This window comes from Azospirillum brasilense (assembly GCF_001315015.1).
Classification (GTDB): domain Bacteria; phylum Pseudomonadota; class Alphaproteobacteria; order Azospirillales; family Azospirillaceae; genus Azospirillum; species Azospirillum brasilense.
The window spans coordinates 1,552,795-1,571,735 of record NZ_CP012915.1; the positions used below are offsets into that span (position 1 = coordinate 1,552,795).

Below are 18,941 nucleotides of genomic sequence, written 5' to 3' on the forward strand. Positions count from 1 at the left end.
ATTGGTCGCACGGGTTGTTGACAACCCACCATTGTGAAATACTGGGGCGCTCATCCGTTGAGGCGCGCCCTCGGACGGACAGACCAGAATTGGCGGGCCATCGTCTTCAGGACCACGGAAAGGCAGGCAGGATGCGCTCTGGACGACCGAACGGCGGCCGCGGGCCGGACGCCGCTCTTGATCTGAACACGGCTTTCGATCGGCGCGACACGCTGTTCACCCGAGCCGCGGAGCAGATGTCCGACATCGTCGCCAACCCGCCGAGCGGTCCCTACGCCTTCGACCTCCTGAACGGCGGCATCCGCGAATTGTCGAGCCTGATGATCCGGCAACTGCCCTTGACGACGGCGAGGGAGGCGCGCCTTGCCCACGCCCTCTGCCAGGAGGGAATCGTCGAGGACACCAAGGCCTTGGCCCTCGGGGAGGGCGTGGCGTTGTTCCTCGACCGGCTTCAATCCGCCGCCGATCATGCGGGCATCAATCCAGCCGCGCCCCCCGCGACTGACCGCGATCACGCGTTGATCCGCCTGGAGCGGCATGTGCAAGCGATGGCGCAGGCCCGGCCCGGCGCGCGGGATGCGGACCTTCATCGAACCCTGGACGCCATGGCGGCGACCCCTGCGCAAGGCTTGGAGGGTGTTCTCGCCAAATTGCGGGCGTGCCGCACCGCGATGGCCGACCAGGGGAACCGCGTCGATGGGGTGGCCCCCCTGCTGAACGATGCCGTGGCGGTCCTGGAGCGTATGGCGCTGCGGGAAGCCGTCGCCCGCTTCGACAGCGCGGCCGACGCCTTCGAGGCGGCGATGCCGAAAGCCCTGCCGAGCAAGCCGACCGAGCGGATGCTCGCCGCCGGGGCCAAGGCGGGGAGTGTGGCTCTGGACGCGGCACGGCGGATCTATCAGGCGATGGCGTCGGAATTTCTGTCGCCAAGGAAGGGGGTCGGCGAGTGACGGACGTCATGCCCATCACACCGTCACTGACCGCTTCCTTCAAGGATCGCGCCGGCAAAGAGCACGGGTTTTGGACGCTTGCCCGTGGCTTGGTGAGCATCCTGCACGGCCACCGCGGCGACCCGCCGCCCCAACAACCGGCGGAAACCCATGTCGATATCCACCGTCAGCCCTTGCGCACAGCGCTGGACTGGCATCAGGACATGATTGCCGTGTGGAAACGGAATCCCACCTTCGGTCCGGGCCTGCACGGCGACCTGAGAAGCACGGGTCTGCTGCCGCGCTGTGTCATCCTGACGGCGCGGGACGGCGGGCCGCTGTGCTTCCGCTACATCGGGGAGCCGACCCGACGGGTCTTCGGCGACCGCTGGGCCGATCAGAACATCGGCAAGCCTCATCTCGAGGATGTGCACAGCGCCTATGCCCAGGCCATCGACGCGCAGTACCGCGAGGCGGTGGAGGGCGGGGAGCCGGTTTACAACCATCTGGTGATCACCGGACTTCCCCGACCGCCCGTCAATTACCGGCACCTCCTGTTCGGCTGGTCACTGGGCCATCGCCGTCAGGCCCTGCTGGCGCTGATCGATTCCTGAGACGGACGGGATTCTCCGTCAAGCCGCCTGGGCGAGGTCCGCGGCGAGCTGCGCCAGATCGCCCAGGAACTGCGCGCGGCTGAAGCGCACGAGATGCATCGGCAGCGTCTTCAGGCCGATCTGGTTGTAGGTGATGGCCGGCTCGTCGTCGATGTGGCGCGGCCCCATCTTGCGCTCCGCCCAGACCGGGACGATGTCCGGGTCGACGACCGAAATGAACCAGGTCGGCGACCACAGCAGCCACGCCGCCAGCTTGTTCACCCGTTGGCAAATCGGGAACAGGCCACGGCCCTGGAAATCGGGGCGCGTCCATCCTGCGTTCGTCCACACCACCTGCCCCCGCGTGCCGTTGGCGGTGTCGGACGTGCAGGTGCACCATTCGCCCTCCGGAGCCTGCACGGCGGGATCGTCGTAGAACACCGTCATGGCGTTGAAGCGGTCGCCGATGGACTGCGTCGTGCAATCGTAGAGCAGCCCGGCCTGGGCGGTGACCACATCACCGGAGGATGCTCTCCCGCAGATCCAGAAGGCGTTGGCCGGCGTCAGGGAACGGCAGGCCGGATGGGCCGCCGGAAGCATCGGCTCCCAGGAGCCCGCGGCCACCGCCGCCTCGTTCACGCGCACCAGCGCCGGCATGTCGAACACGACGGAGAGCGCGACCCCGCGGACAGCCGCCAAGTCGACGAGTTCGTCGCGGGCGGCCTGGAGCAAGCCGGACAGGGGTCCTGACGGAACCGGGAGAGCGGACAGGGCGATGGAGGCCGGTTGCGTGCCGGTAAACTGCGTGCCGGTAAACATGGATGTCTCTTCCTTGGGTTGGAAAGGATTGGCGTCAGCCACCAAGCGGGGCGCGACCCGCCCCGCACATCCACATCATCGTCGCTGCCAAGCCGGCATTACTACTTTTGCGAATGCCTTTCCCCGGAAACGCACGGGGCGCCCGACCCACCGGACCGGACGCCCCGCCTTTTTCGCCTGCCCGTGGAGCGGGCGTCTTACTGGCCCTTGCCGTCCGAGGACACCGCGGCCGCATCGCTGGAGGAGGCCGGGGTCGAACCGCCGGCACCCTTGGCCGGGCTGCCGGGCACCCACCAGCGTCGGGCCTCGCCGTCCGCGGCGTCAGGAGCCGCATCCGCGCGGGTCTTCAGCATCGAGAAGACGATGGAACCGCCGACCAGGAAGGCGGTGATGCCCAGCGCCACCGCCGTCGGCATCTTGTAGATGTCGACCAACATCATCTTGGCGCCGACCACCACCAGAACCAGCGACAGGCCGTACTTCAGGTAATGGAAGCGGTGGATGATCGAGGCCAGCGCGAAGTAGAGGGCGCGCAGGCCGAGGATCGCGAAGACGTTGGAGGTCCAGACGATGAACGGGTCGGTGGTCACCGAGAAGACCGCCGGGATGGAGTCCACGGCGAAGACCAGATCGGTGAATTCGATCAGGATCAGAACGAGGAACAGCGGCGTCATCATCCGCACGCCGTCGCGCATCACGAAGAACTTCTGCCCCTCATAGCCGTTGGTCATGCGGAAGCGGGAGCGGACGAACTTGACAATCCGGTTGTTCTCCATGTCCGGCTCGTCGTCCACCGACATCAGCATCTTGATGCCGCTGAAGATCAGGAAGGCGCCGAAGATGTAGATGATCCAGTGGAATTCCTGAATCAGCGCCGTGCCCGCCACGATCAGCACGCCGCGCATCACCAGCGCGCCCAGGATGCCCCAGAACAGCACCCGGTGCTGGTATTGCGGCGGCACCGCGAAATGCGTGAAGATCAGCGCGATGACGAAGATGTTGTCGACGCTCAGGCTGTATTCGATCAGGTAGCCGGTCAGGAACTCCAGCCCCTTCTCGGAGCCCTGGAAATGAAAGACGCCGGCCGCGAAAATCATCGCCAGCGTGGAATAGGCCGCGCAGCGCATCAGCGCCTCGCGGCCGGAGATCACATGGGATTTCTTGGAAAATACACCAAGATCAAAGGCCAAAAGCACGCCAACGAAAACGGCGAAGCCGGCCCACATTAAAACGATCTGGTCCATGGAACTGTCCCTTGCTTCATGCACTCCGCTCCCGCAAGCGGAGACTTCGATCGTCACATGAGCAGTCCGACATCACCGATGCGCCACGGCGGGACGCATCGGCCAGAGGGGCCCGGACTGGAATCTCGGCCGCAAGGTCTGCGGCCAATGAGAAAGCGCGCGCAACGGCTCGGCCACGGCGCGTCAGGTCACCCGTCTCCATCGTTCGCCGTGGAGACGTGGCGGTCGGTCAGGATGTTGGTTCGGTGCGGTCCATGTCGATGTCTCCCAAAGGCCCGTCGGGTGCCGTCGTCCGGCGGTGGACCTTGTGGGGGGCGGGACCCAGGGGGAAGAACAGGGCCAGCTTCCGCAAGGCCGCGCCAAGGCGACGGCTCAATGGGAAGTCCGACATCACAGCGCCGGGCGACGCTGCCAGAGGGGCCCGGACCTCACCCGTCATGTAGTCAGGCCCCCTCCCGGCGACAAGAGGGGGGCGCGCTCTTTACGGGCCGTGATCGGTGCGATAGCCGCAGGCAACGGTACCGTCCGGTTGATCGCCCATGGGTTGCCGGATTTCCGGCCGGAAGCCGACTTTGCGAATTCTGCATCGCCGATGGATGATTCCGCACCGGTGGGTTGTTCATAGCGATTGACGGTAATTCACGGCAGGACACCCACAATGATGCGGCGTTCCATTTTGCTCGGCTGCCTGTTGGCGGCCGGATTGGCCGGTTGCGGTCCGCGTTTCGAGACGGTCGCAAGCTATTTTCCACCCGTCAGCGAGGCGGGAAAGCTCTGTGTCGCCCAGTGCAAGCAGGCACAGACGATCTGCCAATCCGCAAGAGAACTGGCCGTTCAGACCTGCCGGGCCGAAGCGACGACCCGCGCCCAGGGCGAATATCAGGCCTATCTCCGATCCTTGCCCAAGGATGCGGACAAGAAGAAGATCAAGACGTTCAGCGATTTCGACCGGAACCCCAGCTGCTACAGCAACCTCACCTGCTCCTCCGATTACAACGATTGCTACAAATCCTGCGGCGGCCGGATCGAGGCGCAGACCTATTGCGTCGGCAATTGCAAGGAGATGAATCCCCCTATACCGGATGGGTCCGCGGTCGGGCCGAGAACCACGCTCTGACACCGGTCGGACGAGGGCGGGCGGATTGCGGCTTGACCGGAGCCGTTCCGCCCGCGTAGCTTCGCACCCGACGGTTGCCCGAAAGGGCTGAAAATGGGAACACGGTGCGGACCCCGCGGCGATTGGCCGTGCGAGGGTTCTACGCCGGGGCTGCCCCCGCAACTGTAAGCGGCGAGTCGTCCATCGGAATGCCACTGGGATCGCGATCCTGGGAAGGCGATGGGCCGACGATAACCCGCGAGCCAGGAGACCTGCCGTCAGTCGTGGTCACACGCGAACACGTTCGGGCGGGGTGCACCGAAGGTCGTCGAACCGGGGGTCCGTTCGCGGAACGTCCGGTGGGGCTTCGTTCGCGGTGACGTGCCACCGGCGTCCCGCCCGAGGTCTCAATGAGTGTCCGCGTTCCCCGCCTTCACTGGACGGCGTCCTTCGCCGCCCTTCTGGGAAGCCTTGCCCTTCCCGTGTCGGCCATCCCCACGTCGGCCTTCGCCGATTCCCCCACCATCACGACGCTTCCGCCGGTCTCGGTGACCGCCAACCGCGTTCCCACCGCCGCCGAGGAAACCGGCAGCGCCCTGACCGTCATCACCCGCGAGGAGTTGGAGCAGCGCCAGACCCAGCTGCTGTCCGACGCGCTGCGCACGGTGCCCGGCGTCGCCGTCAACCGCACCGGCCCGATGGGCACCCTGACCCAGCTCCGCATCCGCGGGTCGGAGGGCAACCAGACGCTCGTCCTGATCGACGGGATCGAGGTGAACGATCCCGCCGCCGGTTCCGAATATGATTTCGCCAACCTGCTGGCCGGTGATGTCGAGCGCGTCGAGGTGCTGCGCGGTCCGCAGAGCGCGCTCTACGGCTCCGACGCGGTCGGCGGCGTCGTCAACATCGTGACCCGCCGCGGCACCGGCGCCCCCCGGTTCCGCGCCGCCATGGAGGGTGGGTCCTTCGGCACCGCCGCCGGGCGAGCCTCCTTCGGCACGGGGACCGACCGCTACGACCTGTTCCTCAGCGGCCAGGGCGTCACCAGCGACGGCGTGTCGGTCGCCGACAAGCGGCTCGGCAACCCGGAGAAGGACGGCTACCGCAACGGCACGCTGACCGGAAACGCCGCCGTCCGCCCGACCGAGCGCAGCGAGATCGCGGTGACCGGCCGCTACACCCGCTTCCGCACCGACACCGACGGCTTCGTCGGCGGGCGCGGCGCCGTCGACGACGGGACCAGCACCGCCGGGGAGCAGTATTTCGGGCGCATCCAGGGCAAGATCGCCCTTCTCGACGGAAAGTGGGAGCACATCGTCGGCCTGACCCATGGCCGCCAGCAGCGCGACTACCGCGACGACTCCAAGACGGTGACCAGCCGCTACGACGGGCGCAAGACCAAGGCCGACTACCAGACCAACCTGACCCTGAACAGCGGCCCCGCCGACCATGTGCTGACCGCCGCCGTGGAGCATGAGGAAGACAAGGCGATCAGCCGCAGCAGCTTCTCCAGCTTCGACCGTTCCATCGGCTCCACCGGGCTGGTGGGCCAGTACAAGCTGGGCCTGTTCGATCGGCTGACCCTGACCGGCAGCGTCCGCCACGACGCGAACGACCTGTTCCGCGACGCCACCACATGGCGCACCACGGCGGCCTATCTGATCGAAGACAGCGGGACCAAGCTGCGCGCCTCCTACGGCACCGGCGTCAAGAATCCCACCCTGTTCGAGCTGTACGGCTACACCGCCACCTACGCCGGCAACCCGAACCTGAAGCCGGAACGGGCGCGCGGCTGGGACGCCGGCTTCGATCAGGCACTGTGGGGCACGCGGGCGTCGGTGGATGGCACATGGTTCGACCAGCGCATCCGCGACCTCATCACCGGCACCGGGCGGACCTCCGTCAACATGCCGGGCGAGTCCCACATCCGCGGCTTCGAGCTTGGCCTGTCGGTGGAGCCGATCGACCGGCTGACCGTCCGCGGCTCCTACACCTGGACCGACGGCGAGGATTCCACGGGGGCGGAGCTGGTGCGCCGGCCCAAGCAGCTCGCCAGCCTGACCGTCAACCACCGCTTCCTGGAGGACCGCGCGAACGTAAACCTCGGCGTCGTCTACAACGGTCGGTCCAGCGACTGGGCCTACGATCCCTTCTACAACCGGCAGGTCGTAAACCTCGCCCCCTACACGCTGGTCAACATGGCCGGGTCCTACGCGCTGTCCGAGGGGGTCGAACTCTTCGGGCGCGTGGAGAACCTGTTCGACCGCCGGTATCAGGAGGTCTGGACCTACGGCGCGCCGGGACGGGCCGGGTATCTCGGGCTGCGGCTGTCGCTGTGAGGCCCATTCGTCTCGGGCTGGCCGCCGCCCTCCTGCTGATTGCGGGAGGGCCGGCGGCGGCATGGGAGGCGCCGCCCGCCACGCCCCCCGGCAAACCGCAGCGCATCGTCTCCCTGAATCTCTGCGCCGACGAGCTGCTGTTGCGGCTCGTCGGGCCGGAGCGCCTCGCCGCGGTGACGTGGCTGGCGCGCGATCCCCGCGCCTCCACCGTGGCGCCGCTGGCGGCGCGGGTGCCGATCAACCATGGGCTGGCGGAAGAGATCCTGCCGCTCGACCCCGACCTGATCGTCGCCGGACGCTACACCACGCGGGTCGCGGTCGGGCTGTTGACCCGGCTGGACGCCCCGCTCCTGGAGCTGGACGTCCCCCAGAGCGTGGCCGGGGTGGCGGAGCAGATCCGCGGCCTCGCCCGCGCCGTCGGCGAGCCGGAGCGGGGGGAGGAGCTGGTCGCCGCAATGCGCTCCCGCCTGGACGCCCTGCCCCCCGCGGCGCCGGGACCGCGCCCGACCGCGGTGGTGCTGCGCCCCAACGGTTTCGTCGCCGGGTCCGGGTCGCTGGTCGACGAACTCCTGAGCCGCGCCGGTTTGGAGAACATGGCCGACCGCCTGCCGCTGGGCAGCCAGGGCGCCCTGCCGCTGGAGGCCATCATTCTGGGCGGCGCGGACGTGCTGATCGTCGACGCCGCGCCCGACGCGCCGCCATCGCTGGCCGGCGCCCTGCTGCACCACCCGGCCCTGAAAGCTTTGAAGCGTCAGGTTCGCACGCTGTCGCTGCCCTCCCGCCTGTGGACCTGCCCCGGCCCGCAGATCGCCGAGGCCGCGGAACGGCTGGCCGCCGTGCGGGAGGCGCCGCCATGAGCTGGGCCATGAGTTGGGACTCGCGCATCCCCTACCCCGCCCTGGTCGCCGGGCTGACGCTCCTCGCGCTGATGCTCTGCGCGGTGTCGGCGGCGGTCGGCTATGTGCCGTTCGACCTGGGCACCGCTTTGTCCGACTGGCTCGCCGGGCGCCCCACCCTGGGCGCGCTGGTGCTGGCCGAATTGCGCCTGCCGCGCGCCCTGCTCGGCTTGCTGGTCGGCTTCAGCCTGGGGCTGACCGGGGCGGCGATGCAGGGCTGGCTGCGCAACCCGCTGGCCGAGCCGGGACTGGTCGGCGTGTCGAGCGCCGCGGCGCTGGGCGCGGTCATCGTCTTCTACAGCGGCCTGTCCGCCGCGCTGTCGCTGGCCCTGCCGCTCGGCGGCATGGCCGGAGCAGCCACCGCCGCGGTGCTGCTGAACCTGATGGCGGCGCGGGGTGCCGGAACGACGGCGCTGGTCATCGGCGGCATCGCCATCAACAGCCTCGCCGGGTCGCTGACCGCGCTGGCCCTCAACCTCGCCCCCAACCCCTACGCGGCGCTGGAGATCGTGTTCTGGCTGATGGGGTCGCTGGCCGACCGCGGCACCGACCAGCTCTGGCTCGTCCTGCCGCCGATGCTGGCGGGCTGGGCGCTCTGCCTGTCCGGCGCCCGCGCGCTCGACGCGCTGACCCTGGGGGAGGACGCGGCGCGCAGCCTTGGCTTCGACCTGACCGGGCTGCGCGTCCGGCTGATCGCCGGGGCGGCGCTGGCGGTGGGCAGCGCGGTGTCGGTCACCGGCGCCGTGGGCTTCGTCGGTCTGGTGGCGCCGCACCTGATGCGCCCTCTGGCCGGGGCGCGGCCCGGACGGCTGCTGCTGCTGGCGGGCCTCGCCGGAGCGTGCCTGACCCTGGCCGCGGACATCGCCGTCCGGCTGCTGCCGACGCGGCCGGAACTGAAGCTGGGCGTGGTCACCGCCCTGATCGGGGCGCCCTTCCTGATCGTCCTGATCGCCCGGCTGCGGCGGGAGGAGGCGTGATGCGCATCGAAACCCACGCCCTGTCCGCCACCGCCGGCGAACGCACCATCCTGACGGACGTGAATCTCGCCATCGAGCCCGGCGCCTTCACCGGGTTGATCGGCCCGAACGGCGCCGGCAAGACCACCCTGCTGCGCCTACTCGCCGGTCTCGCCGAGCCGGCGGCGGGCCGCGTCACCTTCGACGGACGGACCGCCGCGCAGACCGGACGCCGGGCGCTCGCCCGCGCCATCGCCTATCTGCCGCAGAGCGGCCCGGTGCATTGGCCGCTGCGCGCCGAGGCGCTGGTCCTGCTGGGCCGCCTGCCCCACCGCGGCGCGCTGGGCGGGATCGCCGCGGCGGACCGCGCGGCGGTCGAGCGGGCGCTCGCCACCACCGACGCCGCGCATCTGCGCGACCGGATCGTCGGCACCCTGTCAGGGGGCGAGCGGATGCGCGTCCTGCTCGCCCGCGCGCTGGCGACCGAGGCGCCCGTCCTGCTGGCCGACGAGCCGGTCGCCGCCCTCGATCCCGGCCATCAACTGGCCTGCATGGCGCTGCTGCGCGACGCCGCCCGCCGGGGCAGCGGCGTGGTGGCGGTGCTGCACGACCTGACCCTGGCCGCCCGCTTCTGCGACCGGCTGATCCTGCTGGCGGGCGGCGGCGTGCTGGCCGACGGGCCGCCCGAACGGGTGCTGACCGACGCCCATCTGCGCGCCTCCTACGGCATCGCCGTCCACCGGGGCGAGGCCGGCGGCGAACCCTTCCTGCTTCCCTGGCACGCCCTGCCTTCCCCGACTTGCCAACCGGAGACGCCTTGATGAGCGACCTGACTTCCCTGCTGCGCAACGCGCTGAACGACCCGGCCACCGGCTGGAGCCTCGGCGCCTTCGGTGCCATCGCGGAGTTCATCCGCGACCCGGACGAACCCGCCACCCTGCGCGACGACGGCCCGGAGCTGGAGGCGCGGACCGCCCGCGGCGGGCTGCGCCTCCGCCCCACGCCGGCGATCCGCGCGGTGCCCTACCGGACGCGCAGCGGCAGCCTCGCCGTGGCCCTCTGCCTGCCCCGTCACGTCGGCGCGATGAACCGGCGCGGCGTGGTGACCGAGCTGGGTCCCGACCGCGAGGCCATCGCCGAAGCGGACCGCGACGCCCTGCTGTTCGACCTCGGGCTGGGCGTCTTCCAGACCGACGTCTGCGTCCGCAGCTCCGACCCCGTCACCATCGCCCGCCTGCGCGCGGTCGCCGGGACGGAGCTGCTGGCGCCGGGCAACCCGCTGCCGCCCGACCTGCCGGCGCTCAGCCCCGACCGCGTCTTCATCGGCCCCTTCGGCCGGATCGAGGTCAGCCAGCCGATCCCGCCGCCCGACGGCCGCAGCCCGGAGGGTCCGCACACCCATGTCCTGCCGAAGCTGTTGGCCCACAACCGGACCCACGCGGCGACCGTGCCGATTCCGGACGGCTGGGTGCCCAGCCTGTACCTGTCGCCGCCCGCGGAGTCCTTCGCCGCGTGGGAGGGGTTGGGGCACTGAGGTCCTGCCCCCACCCTGACCCTCCCCCGCTACGAGGTGGAGGGGACTGCCGCCGCTTCGCTCAAGCCCCCCTCTCCCGCGAAGCGGGGGAGGGTTGGGGAGGGGGCACCGACGCCGCCGGCGCGCGGCGCAGCGCGTTGAGCAGAATCCCGATCGTGGTCCCGTTGTGCAGCACGGCGGTGCCCACCGGGGACAGCAGGCCCAGCGCGGCGGCGCCGAGGATCGCGCTGTTCAGTCCGACCGTCAGCCGATAGTTGCGGGCGATCAGCGCCATGGCGGCGTTCGCCGTCTCCTTGGCGTCGGCCACCCGCTCGATCCGATCCTCCAGAAGCGCCACATCGGCGGTCAGCCGGGCGATGTCCGCCCCTTTCTGCATGGCGATGCCGACATGGGCGCCGGCCAGCGCCGGGGCGTCGTTGATGCCGTCGCCAACGAAGGCGATGCGCGCGCCTTCGCGGCTGAGATCCTCGATGATGCGGGCCTTGTCGGTGGGCAGCAGGTCGGCGTGGAAGCCGTCGAGATGCAGCTCCGCGGCCAGCTCGGCGGCGCGGTCCTGGTGGTCGCCGGTCAGCATCAGCACCCGCTTCACCCCGGCCCGCCGCAGCCGCGCGATGGTCGCCGCGCTGGCCGCGCGCACGCTGTCCTTCAACGCCAGCACGCCGGCCAGCACCCCGCCGAAGCCGATGAACAGCAGCGTCTTGCCGTCGCGGTGCAGCGCGTCGATGGCCCCGCGGTGGGCGGTGGTATCGATGCCCTCGTCGTCCTCGATGAAGTGGCGGGAGCCGACGACGATGCGCTTGCCGTCGATGACGCTGGCCACCCCGTGGGCGACGATGAACTTGACCTCCTGATGGTCGAAGTGGCGGTTGTGCGTTTCCTTGGCGGCGTTGACCACGGCCATCGCCAGCGGGTGGAAGTAATGCTCCTCCACCGAGGCGGCGAGGCAGATCAGGTCATCGGGGCTGAAGGTCGGGTCGAAGGCGATGGAATCGGTCACCTGAAGGTCGCCGGTGGTCAGCGTGCCGGTCTTGTCGAAGATGACCGTGTCGGCCTGGGCCAGCCGTTCCAACGCGTTGGCGCCCTTGATCAGGATGCCCGCCTGCCCCGCCCCGTACATGGCCGACTTGAAGGCCACCGGGGTCGCCAGCTTCAGCGCGCAGGAATAGTCGGCCTGGAGCACCGACGCGGCGCTGCGCCAGTCGCCGGTCATCAGGAAGGAGCCGCCGGCCAGCTTCAGCACCGTGGGAACCAGCCGGTCGGCCAACCGCGCCGCGTCGAGCTGCGCCTCGCTCTTGGCGGTCAGCGACTGTTCGACGTAATCGGCGATGCGGGCCGCGGCGGTGTGGCTGCCGACATGCTCGGCGTAGACGACCAGCCGCCCCTCCTCCATCAGCGTGCCGGACAGGACGGCGGAACCGCGCTGCTTGACCACCGGGGCGCTCTCGCCGGTCATGGCGGCCTCGTTGACGGTCGCCTCCCCGCTCAGCACCGTGCCGTCCACCGGGATCACCGTCCCGGCGCCGATGACCACGCTGTCGCCGACCAGGACGGTGTCGGCGGGCAACTGGATCTCCACGCCGTCGCGCAGCAGCCACACCTGATCGCTCGACGGGCGGAGCAGCCGCTTCAGCAGCGCGTCCGACCGGCGGGCGATGGACTCCTCCATGTATTCGCCGAGCGCCAGCATGAAGACGGTGGTGTTGGCCGCGGTGAAATCCCGTCGCGCCAGGGAGATCGCCACCGCCGCCGCTTCCAGAACATGGGAGTTGACACCCTCCCGCCCGTAGATGGCCACGCCCTCGCGCAGCATCGGCATCGCGACGGCCAGCGACAGCGGCAGGCGCAGCGGCATGGGCAGAAGGAAACCGCCGACCAGCGTGGCGAGGCTGCGGACCAGCGTCGCGCCGTGATTTTCCCCGCCCTCCGCCGCCGGGGCGGGCGGTGGCGGTTCGGGAATCGGCAGGGCGGCCAGCGCAAGGCACAGCGCCGTGGCGTCCGTCACCGCGGGATCGTAGCGGACGGCCAGTGACCGCGCAGCGCGGCTCACCCGAACCGACGTCACCCCGGCGACCGCCTCCACCACCCGGTGCAGGGTCGTCGTGTCGTCGGGGGCGCCGGGACGGCAGGCGTAGCGCAGCCGGACGCGCCCCGGAACCCGATGGACCGGCTCCAGCCGCAGGAACCAGGGCAGGCCGCTCATAACGCTCCGGCCTGTTCCGCCTCCAGCTCGGCCTGGAGGTCGGCCATCTGCTCCTTCATCTCGGCGAGGCCGCCGGCGAGGTTGCCGTAGAGCTTCAGGCCGGACTTCACGATCTTGCCGCGCAGTTCCTCGTCGGACAGCACATAGGCCGCCGCCGCCCCGACCAGCAGCCCGATCAGAAACTGCTCGGACCGGCGCGACGGGAGAAGACCGCTCAGCCCGCCGAGAAGCCCCTGCCCCCGCGCCGCATTGGCGCCCATCGGCGTACCGCCGGCGGCCATGGCGGCTTCGTACTGGCGTTGCTGCTTCTTCAGCTTCTTCAACGCCTTCTTGGTCTTCTTAGCCATGGGGGTCCTCGTGTTTCGGCCGTTCTTGCGGCGGCTCTTCCGCCGGATTCAGCAGATGTTCGATCATGACCACGCCCGCCGCCCCGGCGGCGACCGCCAACGCGAGGCGCGCGTAGTCGCGGTTGCGCAGGGCGTCGGCGGCGACGCTGGCGGCGGCCAGCGCCGCACCACCCTGCAGGCCGTGGCGCAGGACGGTGCGCGGCGCGGGGGGCTCAGCCCCCGTCACCCAGCGGTCCTGGACAGCGGTCAGCAGGCCGGTCGCCACCATGCCGCGCGTGAAGTCGCGCGTGATGTTGGCGGCGAGCGTGCCGGAGCCCCGCGCCTTGCCGCGCCGTTTCGCGCGTTTCACGCGGCCCCCGGTGCGGCGGACGGCGCCGGCTCAGACTTTGCCGGCTCCGCCACATCTTCCTTTGCCGGCTCCGCCTCGGCGGGCGCCGCCTCGACGGGGGCTTCCTCCACCGGCGTGGCGAGATGGGAGCGCAGACCGGCGGAGGTCCGCTCGATGGCGAGCAGGCCGGTGACCGCGGCCTCGCGCACCGCGGTCTGGGCCTTGCCGGCGCCCTCGCGGGCGGCGGCCTTCACATCGATGGACTTGAGGTCGGCGATCTTGGGATCGGCCTTGGCCTTGGCGTTTTTCACCATCCGGACGCCGATGGCCCCGGCGATCACGCCGGACGCGAATGTCAGAAGCGGCAGCATCATGGTCTCCTTTCGAGCGCGCCGCCCGCAAAGCCGGCGGTGGCGATGCGCAGCAGCGTCGCGGCCGCCGCGCTGGCTTCCCCGCTCAGCAGATCCGGCCACGCCGAGGGCGGAATCACTGCGGGGTCGTATTCGATGGTGCAGGACCGGGCGAGCGGGTTCAGCGCGACGGAGCGGATGCCCTCCGCACCGGTGAGCGCCCGGTGCAGCGCCCTGGCGTCGTCGGCCAGCGACGCCAGGGCGCGCTCCGCGGCGCCGTCGAGCTTCAGCCGCACCCGACCCGGAATGTGGTGCGCGATGGTCAGGGCGGCGGCCAACCGGCTGAGAAAGTCGTCGGGCATGTTCGGGGCGTGGTCGATCATTGAAGGTGGTCGGTCATTGGAAGAGGCGTTTGCGCTGAACGGTCATGTGGACGAGCATGAAGGCGACGAACAGCGTGCCGAAGCCGGCATGGACGCGCTTGCCCACCCCCAGCGCCGCCAGGGTCGCCGCCATGCTGCCCATCATTCCGATCTTGGCCGCGCGGTTGATCCGCCATTTCAACTCGGGCACGGCCGGCTTGCTGTCCGCGACGGGGGCGGGGGCGTCCGGCGACGGTGCGGCCTCCGCGGGGTGCAGGACCGCCGACAGCAGCGCCTCCACCTGGGACCGGGCGTCATCCGGCGTCAACACAGCGGGGTCGTAGCTCAGCAGGACGCTGCCCACCGCCGGGTTGCTCTCGGTCACCCGGACGGCATCCAACGCCTCCAAACGCCCCAGCGCTTCCTGGAACCGGTCCGTCCGGCGCAGCAGCGGGTGGCGCACGCGGATGCGTCCAGGCACCGCCGATGCGATGGGGGAGGTTCGTCCGGTCATTGCCCGTTCTCCTGCGTCAGCCGCGATCCGCCCACGCGGTCAAGGGCCTTCATGGTTGCGCAGGATATCCATAATTTCACAATGGTGAAACATTTCCGCGGCGTTGCGCGCAGGCGCCGGACGCAAGGCGGCGTTGCGGAAAAACCGCGTCCTCACCCAAGAAGTGCAGGAACGGGGGAAGGGGTGGAATTCGCCTACAGATCCGGCGGGGTGCGGACCGGCAGATGCAACGTCGCCAGCGTGCCGCCGCCGGAGCGCGAGGCGATGGTGAAGGTGCCGCCCAGCCGGTCCGACGCCAGATTGTCCACGATGTTCAGGCCGAGCCCGACCGACCCGGTGCCGCGGCGGGTGGTGAAGAAGGGCTCCAGGATGCGCCCGGCGGTGCCCTCCGCGATGCCGGCGCCGTCGTCGGCGACGGACAGCAGGACGGTGTCCGGCCCCGACCCCGCGGCCCCCACCGTCACCAGCCCGTGCCGCCCCGCCGGAAAGGCGTGCTCCAGCGCGTTGCGGACGAGCTGCTCCAGGACCGCCGACAGGATCGCCGGGTTGCTGACCATCCGCAGGTCGGCGGGGCAGTCCACGGCCATGCGGTGCCCCAGCGGCTCCCACTGCGGGCGCAGGCTCTCCGTCACCTGTTCCAGGAAAGGCCGCAACGCGATGGTCTGGCGCAGCCCGCCATGGTCCGCCGCCACCCCCTTGAAGCAGCGCACGATCTCCCCGGCGCGGGCGATGGTGCTGGACAGCAGGGCCGCCAGTTCCCCGGCGCTCGCCAGGAAACGCTCCAGCTCGGCCCGGCGGAGCTGGTTGGCGGTCAGCCGCTCGGTCATCGCGGCCACCCGGTCGCCGAGGTGGGACGCGCTGCCCAGCGCCACGCCGATGGGCGTGTTGATCTCGTGGGCCACGCCGGCGACCATCTGGCGCAGCGCCGCCATCTTCTCGCGCTGGGCCTGGGCCAGCTTGCGCGTGCGCTCGCGGACCAGCGCCTCCAGATGCTCGTTCTCGTCCTTCAGGCTGCGGTTGGCCCGGCGCAGCGACAGGTGGGTGGCGACGCGGGCGCGCACGATGGCCGGGCTGAAGGGCTTCGTCACGTAATCGACGGCCCCGGTCTCCAGTCCGAAGGCCTCCTCCTCCGGGCTGGACAGCGAGGTGATGAAGATCACCGGGACGTCGGCGGTGGCCGGGTCGGTCTTCAGCAGCCGGCACACCGCGTAGCCGTCCAGCCCCGGCATCATCACGTCGAGCAGCACCAGCTCCGGCGGATCGGCAGAGGCCAGTTCCAGCGCGCGGCGGCCGGAGGTCGCGAAACGCACCTCGTGGCGGTCCTCCAGCACGCTGGCGAGCGCGCGGATGTTGGCCGTATCGTCATCGACGATCAGTATGTGACCACCGCTCACGGCGTCGTCTCCCAGTCCCGTTCCCTGATCCATGCGGCGGCGAGCCGTTCCAGCGCCGCGCGGGCCGCGGCGAAATCCAACGCTTCCACGGCCCGCCCCACCTTGTCCACCGCCTCGTCATGGCCGCGTCCGGCCAGCAGGCCGCGCAGAGCGTCGAAGCGGGCCGCCGCCGACAGGCTGCCGCTGCGCAGCGCCTCCTCCAGCGCGCGCAACGCCCCCTCCAGCCCATCGAGGTTGAGAGGAACCGCCGGAACGTCCGGCACCGCCTCCACGGCCATCTCCACAGCCACTTCCACGGCGCGCAGCGTTTCCGCCGAGGCCAGCGCGGGACCGAGGGCGGCGGACAGGTCGGCCACGAGCCCCGGCACCGCATCCCACCGCTTCTCGCGCGCCGCCAGTTCCAGCGCCGCGGCGGCGGCGCTGGCCGCCATCGCCCCGACCGTCCCGGCGCTGCCGCGCAGTCCATGAGCGTAACGCTCCAGCGCCGGCCCGTCTCCCGCGCTGCGCAGATGCTCCAGCCGGACCGGCGCGTCGCCGTAGCGGTCGAGAAAGTCCAGGATCGCCCGGCGCAGCGTGCCCGCCCGCCCGTTCATCCGCGCCAGCGCCGGGGCGAGGTCGAACCCCTCCAAGCCGTCAGGAAGCACGGCATCCATCTCCACGCCCTTGGCAATCGGCGAAGCCTTCCGCCGACCGAACGGCTTCAGCCAGCGGTTCAGCACGGCGACGAGGCGGTGCGGCTCCACCGGTTTGGCGATGTGGTCGTCCATCCCCGCATCCAGACAACGCCGCCGCTCCTCCTCCAAGGCGTGGGCGGTCATCGCGATGATCGGCAGACGGTCGGGGCCGCACTGGCGGCGGATCGCCCGCGCGACCGCGAAGCCGTCCATGTCCGGCATTTGGACGTCGGTCAGCAGCGCGGCGTAGCCCGCCCCCGGCTCCAGCGCCAGCCGCACCGCCTCCCCACCGCTGGCCACGGCGGTGACGGCCAACCCGGCGTCCTCCAGCAGTTCACGGGCGACCAAGCGGTTTACGGCGTTGTCGTCGGCGACCAGCACGCGCAGGCCACGCAGCGGCTCGTCCACCTGCAAGCCCGCAAGCCCTGGATCGGCCAGGGCGGGCAGCGCCGTCGCGGCGTCGTCCTGCACGCCGACCGCGACCATGAAGCGGAAGGTGCTGCCCAGGCCGGGGGCGCTGTCCACGGCGATGCCGCCGCCCATCATGACAGCCAGCCGCCGGCTGATCGCCAGCCCCAGCCCGGTCCCGCCATAGCGGCGGGTGGTCGAGCTGTCGGCCTGGGCGAAGGGCTGGAACAGGCGGGCCACCTGCTCCGCCGTCATGCCGATGCCGGTGTCGCGCACGGCGAAGCGCAGTTCGGTCTCCGTGTCCTCCGGCCCGCGCGGCGCGGCGGCCACGCCGAGAACCACGCTGCCGCTCTCGGTGAACTTCACCGCGTTGTTGACGAGGTTGAGGAGCACCTGCCCCAGCCGCAGCGGGTCGCCCAGCAGGGCCGTGGGCACGTCCGGAGCGACCTCCAACCGCAATGCCAGCCCCTTCTCCTCGGCGGAGAGGGCGGCGGTGCCGGCCACCATGTCGAGCACGGCGGACAGGTCGAAGGGCACGCGCTCCAGCGTCAGCATGCCCGCCTCGATCTTCGAGACGTCGAGGATGTCGTTGATGATGCCGAGCAGCGCCGTGGCCGAGGCGCGGATCCGCGTCAGGTAGCCGCGCTGGCGCGGCGGCGGCCCGGCGCGCAGGGCGAGGTGGCTGAGGCCGAGGATGGCGTTCATCGGCGTGCGGATCTCGTGGCTCATGTTCGCCAGGAAATCACCCTTGGCGCGCGACGCCTCCTCGGCGCGGCGGCGGGCCTCCTCCACCTGCTGCTGGCGGCGCGCGATCTCGTCGAGGAAGTGGCGGATCGAGCGGGAGATGGTGGCGATCTCGTCGGTGCCGCCGTCGGGCAGCGGCGTCTCCCGCCCCTCCACCCGGTCGAGCACCGCGTCGTTCAGCCGGACCAGACGCAGGGTCAGGAAGCGTCGCAGGTACAGATACACGCCGAGCGCCACCAGGAAGCCCAACGCCCCCAGCCCGACCAGGATGCGGTTCTGCGTCGCGGCCATTTCGGACAGGCCGTCCGCCTCGCCCGCCGCCGCCGCGTTGATCCGTTCGAACAGCGCGTGGGCGATCTTCACGACCTCCTCGACCATCACCAGCACCTGGTTGGTCAGCGCCTTGCTGCGGGCGATGGCCGCCTGCCGCTCCATCAAGCTGGGCAGCAGGCCGGTGGGGCCGAGCAGCGCCGTCTCCAGCCGCCCGTGCAGGGCAGCGAAGCGTTCCGCCTGCTCCGGCGGCAGCCCGGCGTGGAGCGCCGGCAGGGCCGACAGCGCCGCCGCGGCGTCGCGCTGGGCGCGCACAATCTCGCGCTGGAAACGGCTGTTGCCGGCGTGGGTGCTCTCGTTCAACACGCGGTTGACGGTGTTGGTCCAGGCGGTCAGCGGCCCCAGCCGGTCCGCCGGCAGGGTCGGCAGCACGGCGGCGACCAGCGCGCCGGCCTCCGCCGACAGGCGGCGGGTCTCGTCCAGCGCGTCGTCGGTGCGCGCCGCCGCATCGATGCGCTCGGCGACCAGCCGGTCGAGGTCCGCCAGCGTCGGGACGAGGGTCCCCAGGACGCCGGCCAGCGTGGCGCCGCCCTCGATGTCGGACAGTGCCTGGGCCGACCGGGTGACCGCCGTCAGGTTGGCCGTCAGCTCGGCCAGGGTGACCCGCCGTTCGGGGTGGCTCGTCGCACCGCCCAGCCGGGTCGCCTGCGACAGCACCTGCTGCAGGCCGCCGTTCAGCACCGCCCCGGTGGTGATGCGCGGCAGCGCCCCGTTGGACAGGTCCGACAGGGCGTGCCGGAACTGCGCGAGGTCGTAGAGCGCCGCACCCGACACGCCCAGCAGCACCCCCACCATGACCAGCAGGCCCAGCCCGACGCGCCGCCCGACGCCGCCCCGGAAGGGGGCGCGCGGGACCGGTGCGGTGGAGGCTGGCTCCATCGTCT

18 protein-coding genes and 1 riboswitch are annotated in these 18,941 nt (G+C 70.9%); of the genes, 8 read left to right on the top strand and 10 right to left on the bottom strand.

Annotated elements, in window-relative coordinates; translation table 11 throughout:
- The first annotated feature begins 131 nt into the window (after nucleotides 1-131).
- Nucleotides 132-950: a hypothetical protein gene (locus AMK58_RS20740; protein WP_035678165.1), complete on the top strand. Its 819-nt coding sequence runs from the start codon at nucleotides 132-134 to the stop codon at nucleotides 948-950.
- 8 nt (nucleotides 951-958) lie between these two features.
- Nucleotides 959-1,543, top strand: coding sequence for a hypothetical protein (locus AMK58_RS20745; protein WP_211105266.1), 585 nt, complete (start codon nucleotides 959-961; stop codon nucleotides 1,541-1,543).
- 18 nt (nucleotides 1,544-1,561) lie between these two features.
- On the opposite strand, the gene AMK58_RS20750 is transcribed toward AMK58_RS20745, so the two are convergent.
- Both AMK58_RS20750 and AMK58_RS20755 read right to left on the bottom strand, forming a co-directional pair.
- Nucleotides 1,562-2,341, bottom strand: a complete 780-nt coding sequence (locus AMK58_RS20750; RefSeq protein ID WP_035678162.1) for a hypothetical protein — start codon at nucleotides 2,339-2,341, stop codon at nucleotides 1,562-1,564.
- A 197-nt stretch (nucleotides 2,342-2,538) separates the two neighbouring features.
- A complete protein-coding gene (locus AMK58_RS20755; protein WP_035678158.1) occupies nucleotides 2,539-3,585 on the bottom strand; it encodes a TerC family protein in 1,047 nt (348 codons plus the stop codon).
- 658 nt (nucleotides 3,586-4,243) lie between these two features.
- On the opposite strand from AMK58_RS20755, the gene AMK58_RS20765 reads away from it, so the two are divergent.
- The 6 genes from AMK58_RS20765 (at nucleotide 4,244) to AMK58_RS20790 (ending at nucleotide 10,406) form a co-directional block, all read left to right on the top strand.
- Nucleotides 4,244-4,702: a hypothetical protein gene (locus tag AMK58_RS20765; RefSeq protein ID WP_035678155.1), complete on the top strand. Its 459-nt coding sequence runs from the start codon at nucleotides 4,244-4,246 to the stop codon at nucleotides 4,700-4,702.
- A gap of 54 nt (nucleotides 4,703-4,756) precedes the next feature.
- A riboswitch (cobalamin riboswitch) is annotated at nucleotides 4,757-4,975 on the top strand.
- A 116-nt stretch (nucleotides 4,976-5,091) separates the two neighbouring features.
- Nucleotides 5,092-7,020, top strand: a complete 1,929-nt coding sequence (locus AMK58_RS20770; protein ID WP_035678154.1) for a TonB-dependent receptor plug domain-containing protein — start codon at nucleotides 5,092-5,094, stop codon at nucleotides 7,018-7,020.
- Nucleotides 7,017-7,877, top strand: coding sequence for an ABC transporter substrate-binding protein (locus tag AMK58_RS20775; protein ID WP_059399364.1), 861 nt, complete (start codon nucleotides 7,017-7,019; stop codon nucleotides 7,875-7,877). Before AMK58_RS20770 ends, AMK58_RS20775 begins: the two co-directional genes overlap by 4 nt.
- The gene (locus AMK58_RS20780) at nucleotides 7,874-8,893 is read left to right on the top strand and encodes a FecCD family ABC transporter permease (RefSeq protein WP_059399365.1); all 1,020 of its coding nucleotides are present in this window, start codon (nucleotides 7,874-7,876) and stop codon (nucleotides 8,891-8,893) included. The genes AMK58_RS20775 and AMK58_RS20780 overlap by 4 nt, the downstream gene beginning before the upstream one ends.
- Nucleotides 8,893-9,693 (top strand): ABC transporter ATP-binding protein, encoded by an 801-nt coding sequence (locus tag AMK58_RS20785; protein WP_059399366.1) that lies wholly within the window; start codon nucleotides 8,893-8,895, stop codon nucleotides 9,691-9,693. The genes AMK58_RS20780 and AMK58_RS20785 overlap by 1 nt, the downstream gene beginning before the upstream one ends.
- Nucleotides 9,693-10,406 carry a DUF6925 family protein gene (locus tag AMK58_RS20790; protein ID WP_059399367.1) on the top strand — a complete coding sequence of 238 codons (714 nt, stop codon included), beginning with the start codon at nucleotides 9,693-9,695 and terminating at the stop codon, nucleotides 10,404-10,406. The genes AMK58_RS20785 and AMK58_RS20790 overlap by 1 nt, the downstream gene beginning before the upstream one ends.
- Before the next feature lie 61 nt (nucleotides 10,407-10,467).
- Here AMK58_RS20790 and AMK58_RS20795 read toward each other — a convergent pair whose 3' ends face one another.
- The 8 genes from AMK58_RS20795 to AMK58_RS20830 all read right to left on the bottom strand — a co-directional run bounded on the left by AMK58_RS20795 (nucleotide 10,468) and on the right by AMK58_RS20830 (nucleotide 18,936).
- On the bottom strand, nucleotides 10,468-12,606 hold the full coding sequence (locus tag AMK58_RS20795; protein WP_059399368.1) for a heavy metal translocating P-type ATPase: 2,139 nt from the start codon (nucleotides 12,604-12,606) through the stop codon (nucleotides 10,468-10,470).
- Nucleotides 12,603-12,953: a YtxH domain-containing protein gene (locus tag AMK58_RS20800; RefSeq protein ID WP_035681461.1), complete on the bottom strand. Its 351-nt coding sequence runs from the start codon at nucleotides 12,951-12,953 to the stop codon at nucleotides 12,603-12,605. The genes AMK58_RS20795 and AMK58_RS20800 overlap by 4 nt, the downstream gene beginning before the upstream one ends.
- Nucleotides 12,946-13,302: a hypothetical protein gene (locus tag AMK58_RS20805; protein ID WP_175424479.1), complete on the bottom strand. Its 357-nt coding sequence runs from the start codon at nucleotides 13,300-13,302 to the stop codon at nucleotides 12,946-12,948. Before AMK58_RS20805 ends, AMK58_RS20800 begins: the two co-directional genes overlap by 8 nt.
- Nucleotides 13,299-13,655: a hypothetical protein gene (locus AMK58_RS20810; RefSeq protein ID WP_059399369.1), complete on the bottom strand. Its 357-nt coding sequence runs from the start codon at nucleotides 13,653-13,655 to the stop codon at nucleotides 13,299-13,301. Before AMK58_RS20810 ends, AMK58_RS20805 begins: the two co-directional genes overlap by 4 nt.
- Entirely contained in the window at nucleotides 13,652-14,014 is a 363-nt protein-coding gene (locus AMK58_RS20815) for a cation transporter (protein ID WP_236778254.1), read from the bottom strand. Before AMK58_RS20815 ends, AMK58_RS20810 begins: the two co-directional genes overlap by 4 nt.
- Nucleotides 14,015-14,027: 13 nt before the next feature.
- A complete protein-coding gene (locus AMK58_RS20820; protein WP_035678149.1) occupies nucleotides 14,028-14,507 on the bottom strand; it encodes an HMA2 domain-containing protein in 480 nt (159 codons plus the stop codon).
- Between the two features lie 194 nt (nucleotides 14,508-14,701).
- Nucleotides 14,702-15,901 carry a sensor histidine kinase gene (locus AMK58_RS20825; protein ID WP_158283117.1) on the bottom strand — a complete coding sequence of 400 codons (1,200 nt, stop codon included), beginning with the start codon at nucleotides 15,899-15,901 and terminating at the stop codon, nucleotides 14,702-14,704.
- The gene (locus AMK58_RS20830; RefSeq protein WP_059399370.1) at nucleotides 15,898-18,936 is read right to left on the bottom strand and encodes a hybrid sensor histidine kinase/response regulator; all 3,039 of its coding nucleotides are present in this window, start codon (nucleotides 18,934-18,936) and stop codon (nucleotides 15,898-15,900) included. Before AMK58_RS20830 ends, AMK58_RS20825 begins: the two co-directional genes overlap by 4 nt.
- Nucleotides 18,937-18,941: the final 5 nt, after the last annotated feature.

Bases quoted from the DNA above. Each gene is read 5' to 3' on its own strand.
- AMK58_RS20740 (WP_035678165.1), top strand. From the start codon at position 132: ATGCGCTCTGGACGACCGAACGGCGGCCGCGGGCCGGACGCCGCTCTT.
- AMK58_RS20745 (WP_211105266.1), top strand. From the start codon at position 959: ATGCCCATCACACCGTCACTGACCGCTTCCTTCAAGGATCGCGCCGGC.
- AMK58_RS20750 (WP_035678162.1), bottom strand. From the start codon at position 2,341: ATGTTTACCGGCACGCAGTTTACCGGCACGCAACCGGCCTCCATCGCC.
- AMK58_RS20755 (WP_035678158.1), bottom strand. From the start codon at position 3,585: ATGGACCAGATCGTTTTAATGTGGGCCGGCTTCGCCGTTTTCGTTGGC.
- AMK58_RS20765 (WP_035678155.1), top strand. From the start codon at position 4,244: ATGATGCGGCGTTCCATTTTGCTCGGCTGCCTGTTGGCGGCCGGATTG.
- AMK58_RS20770 (WP_035678154.1), top strand. From the start codon at position 5,092: ATGAGTGTCCGCGTTCCCCGCCTTCACTGGACGGCGTCCTTCGCCGCC.
- AMK58_RS20780 (WP_059399365.1), top strand. From the start codon at position 7,874: ATGAGCTGGGCCATGAGTTGGGACTCGCGCATCCCCTACCCCGCCCTG.
- AMK58_RS20785 (WP_059399366.1), top strand. From the start codon at position 8,893: ATGCGCATCGAAACCCACGCCCTGTCCGCCACCGCCGGCGAACGCACC.
- AMK58_RS20790 (WP_059399367.1), top strand. From the start codon at position 9,693: ATGAGCGACCTGACTTCCCTGCTGCGCAACGCGCTGAACGACCCGGCC.
- AMK58_RS20795 (WP_059399368.1), bottom strand. From the start codon at position 12,606: ATGAGCGGCCTGCCCTGGTTCCTGCGGCTGGAGCCGGTCCATCGGGTT.
- AMK58_RS20800 (WP_035681461.1), bottom strand. From the start codon at position 12,953: ATGGCTAAGAAGACCAAGAAGGCGTTGAAGAAGCTGAAGAAGCAGCAA.
- AMK58_RS20810 (WP_059399369.1), bottom strand. From the start codon at position 13,655: ATGATGCTGCCGCTTCTGACATTCGCGTCCGGCGTGATCGCCGGGGCC.
- AMK58_RS20815 (WP_236778254.1), bottom strand. From the start codon at position 14,014: ATGATCGACCACGCCCCGAACATGCCCGACGACTTTCTCAGCCGGTTG.
- AMK58_RS20820 (WP_035678149.1), bottom strand. From the start codon at position 14,507: ATGACCGGACGAACCTCCCCCATCGCATCGGCGGTGCCTGGACGCATC.
- AMK58_RS20830 (WP_059399370.1), bottom strand. From the start codon at position 18,936: ATGGAGCCAGCCTCCACCGCACCGGTCCCGCGCGCCCCCTTCCGGGGC.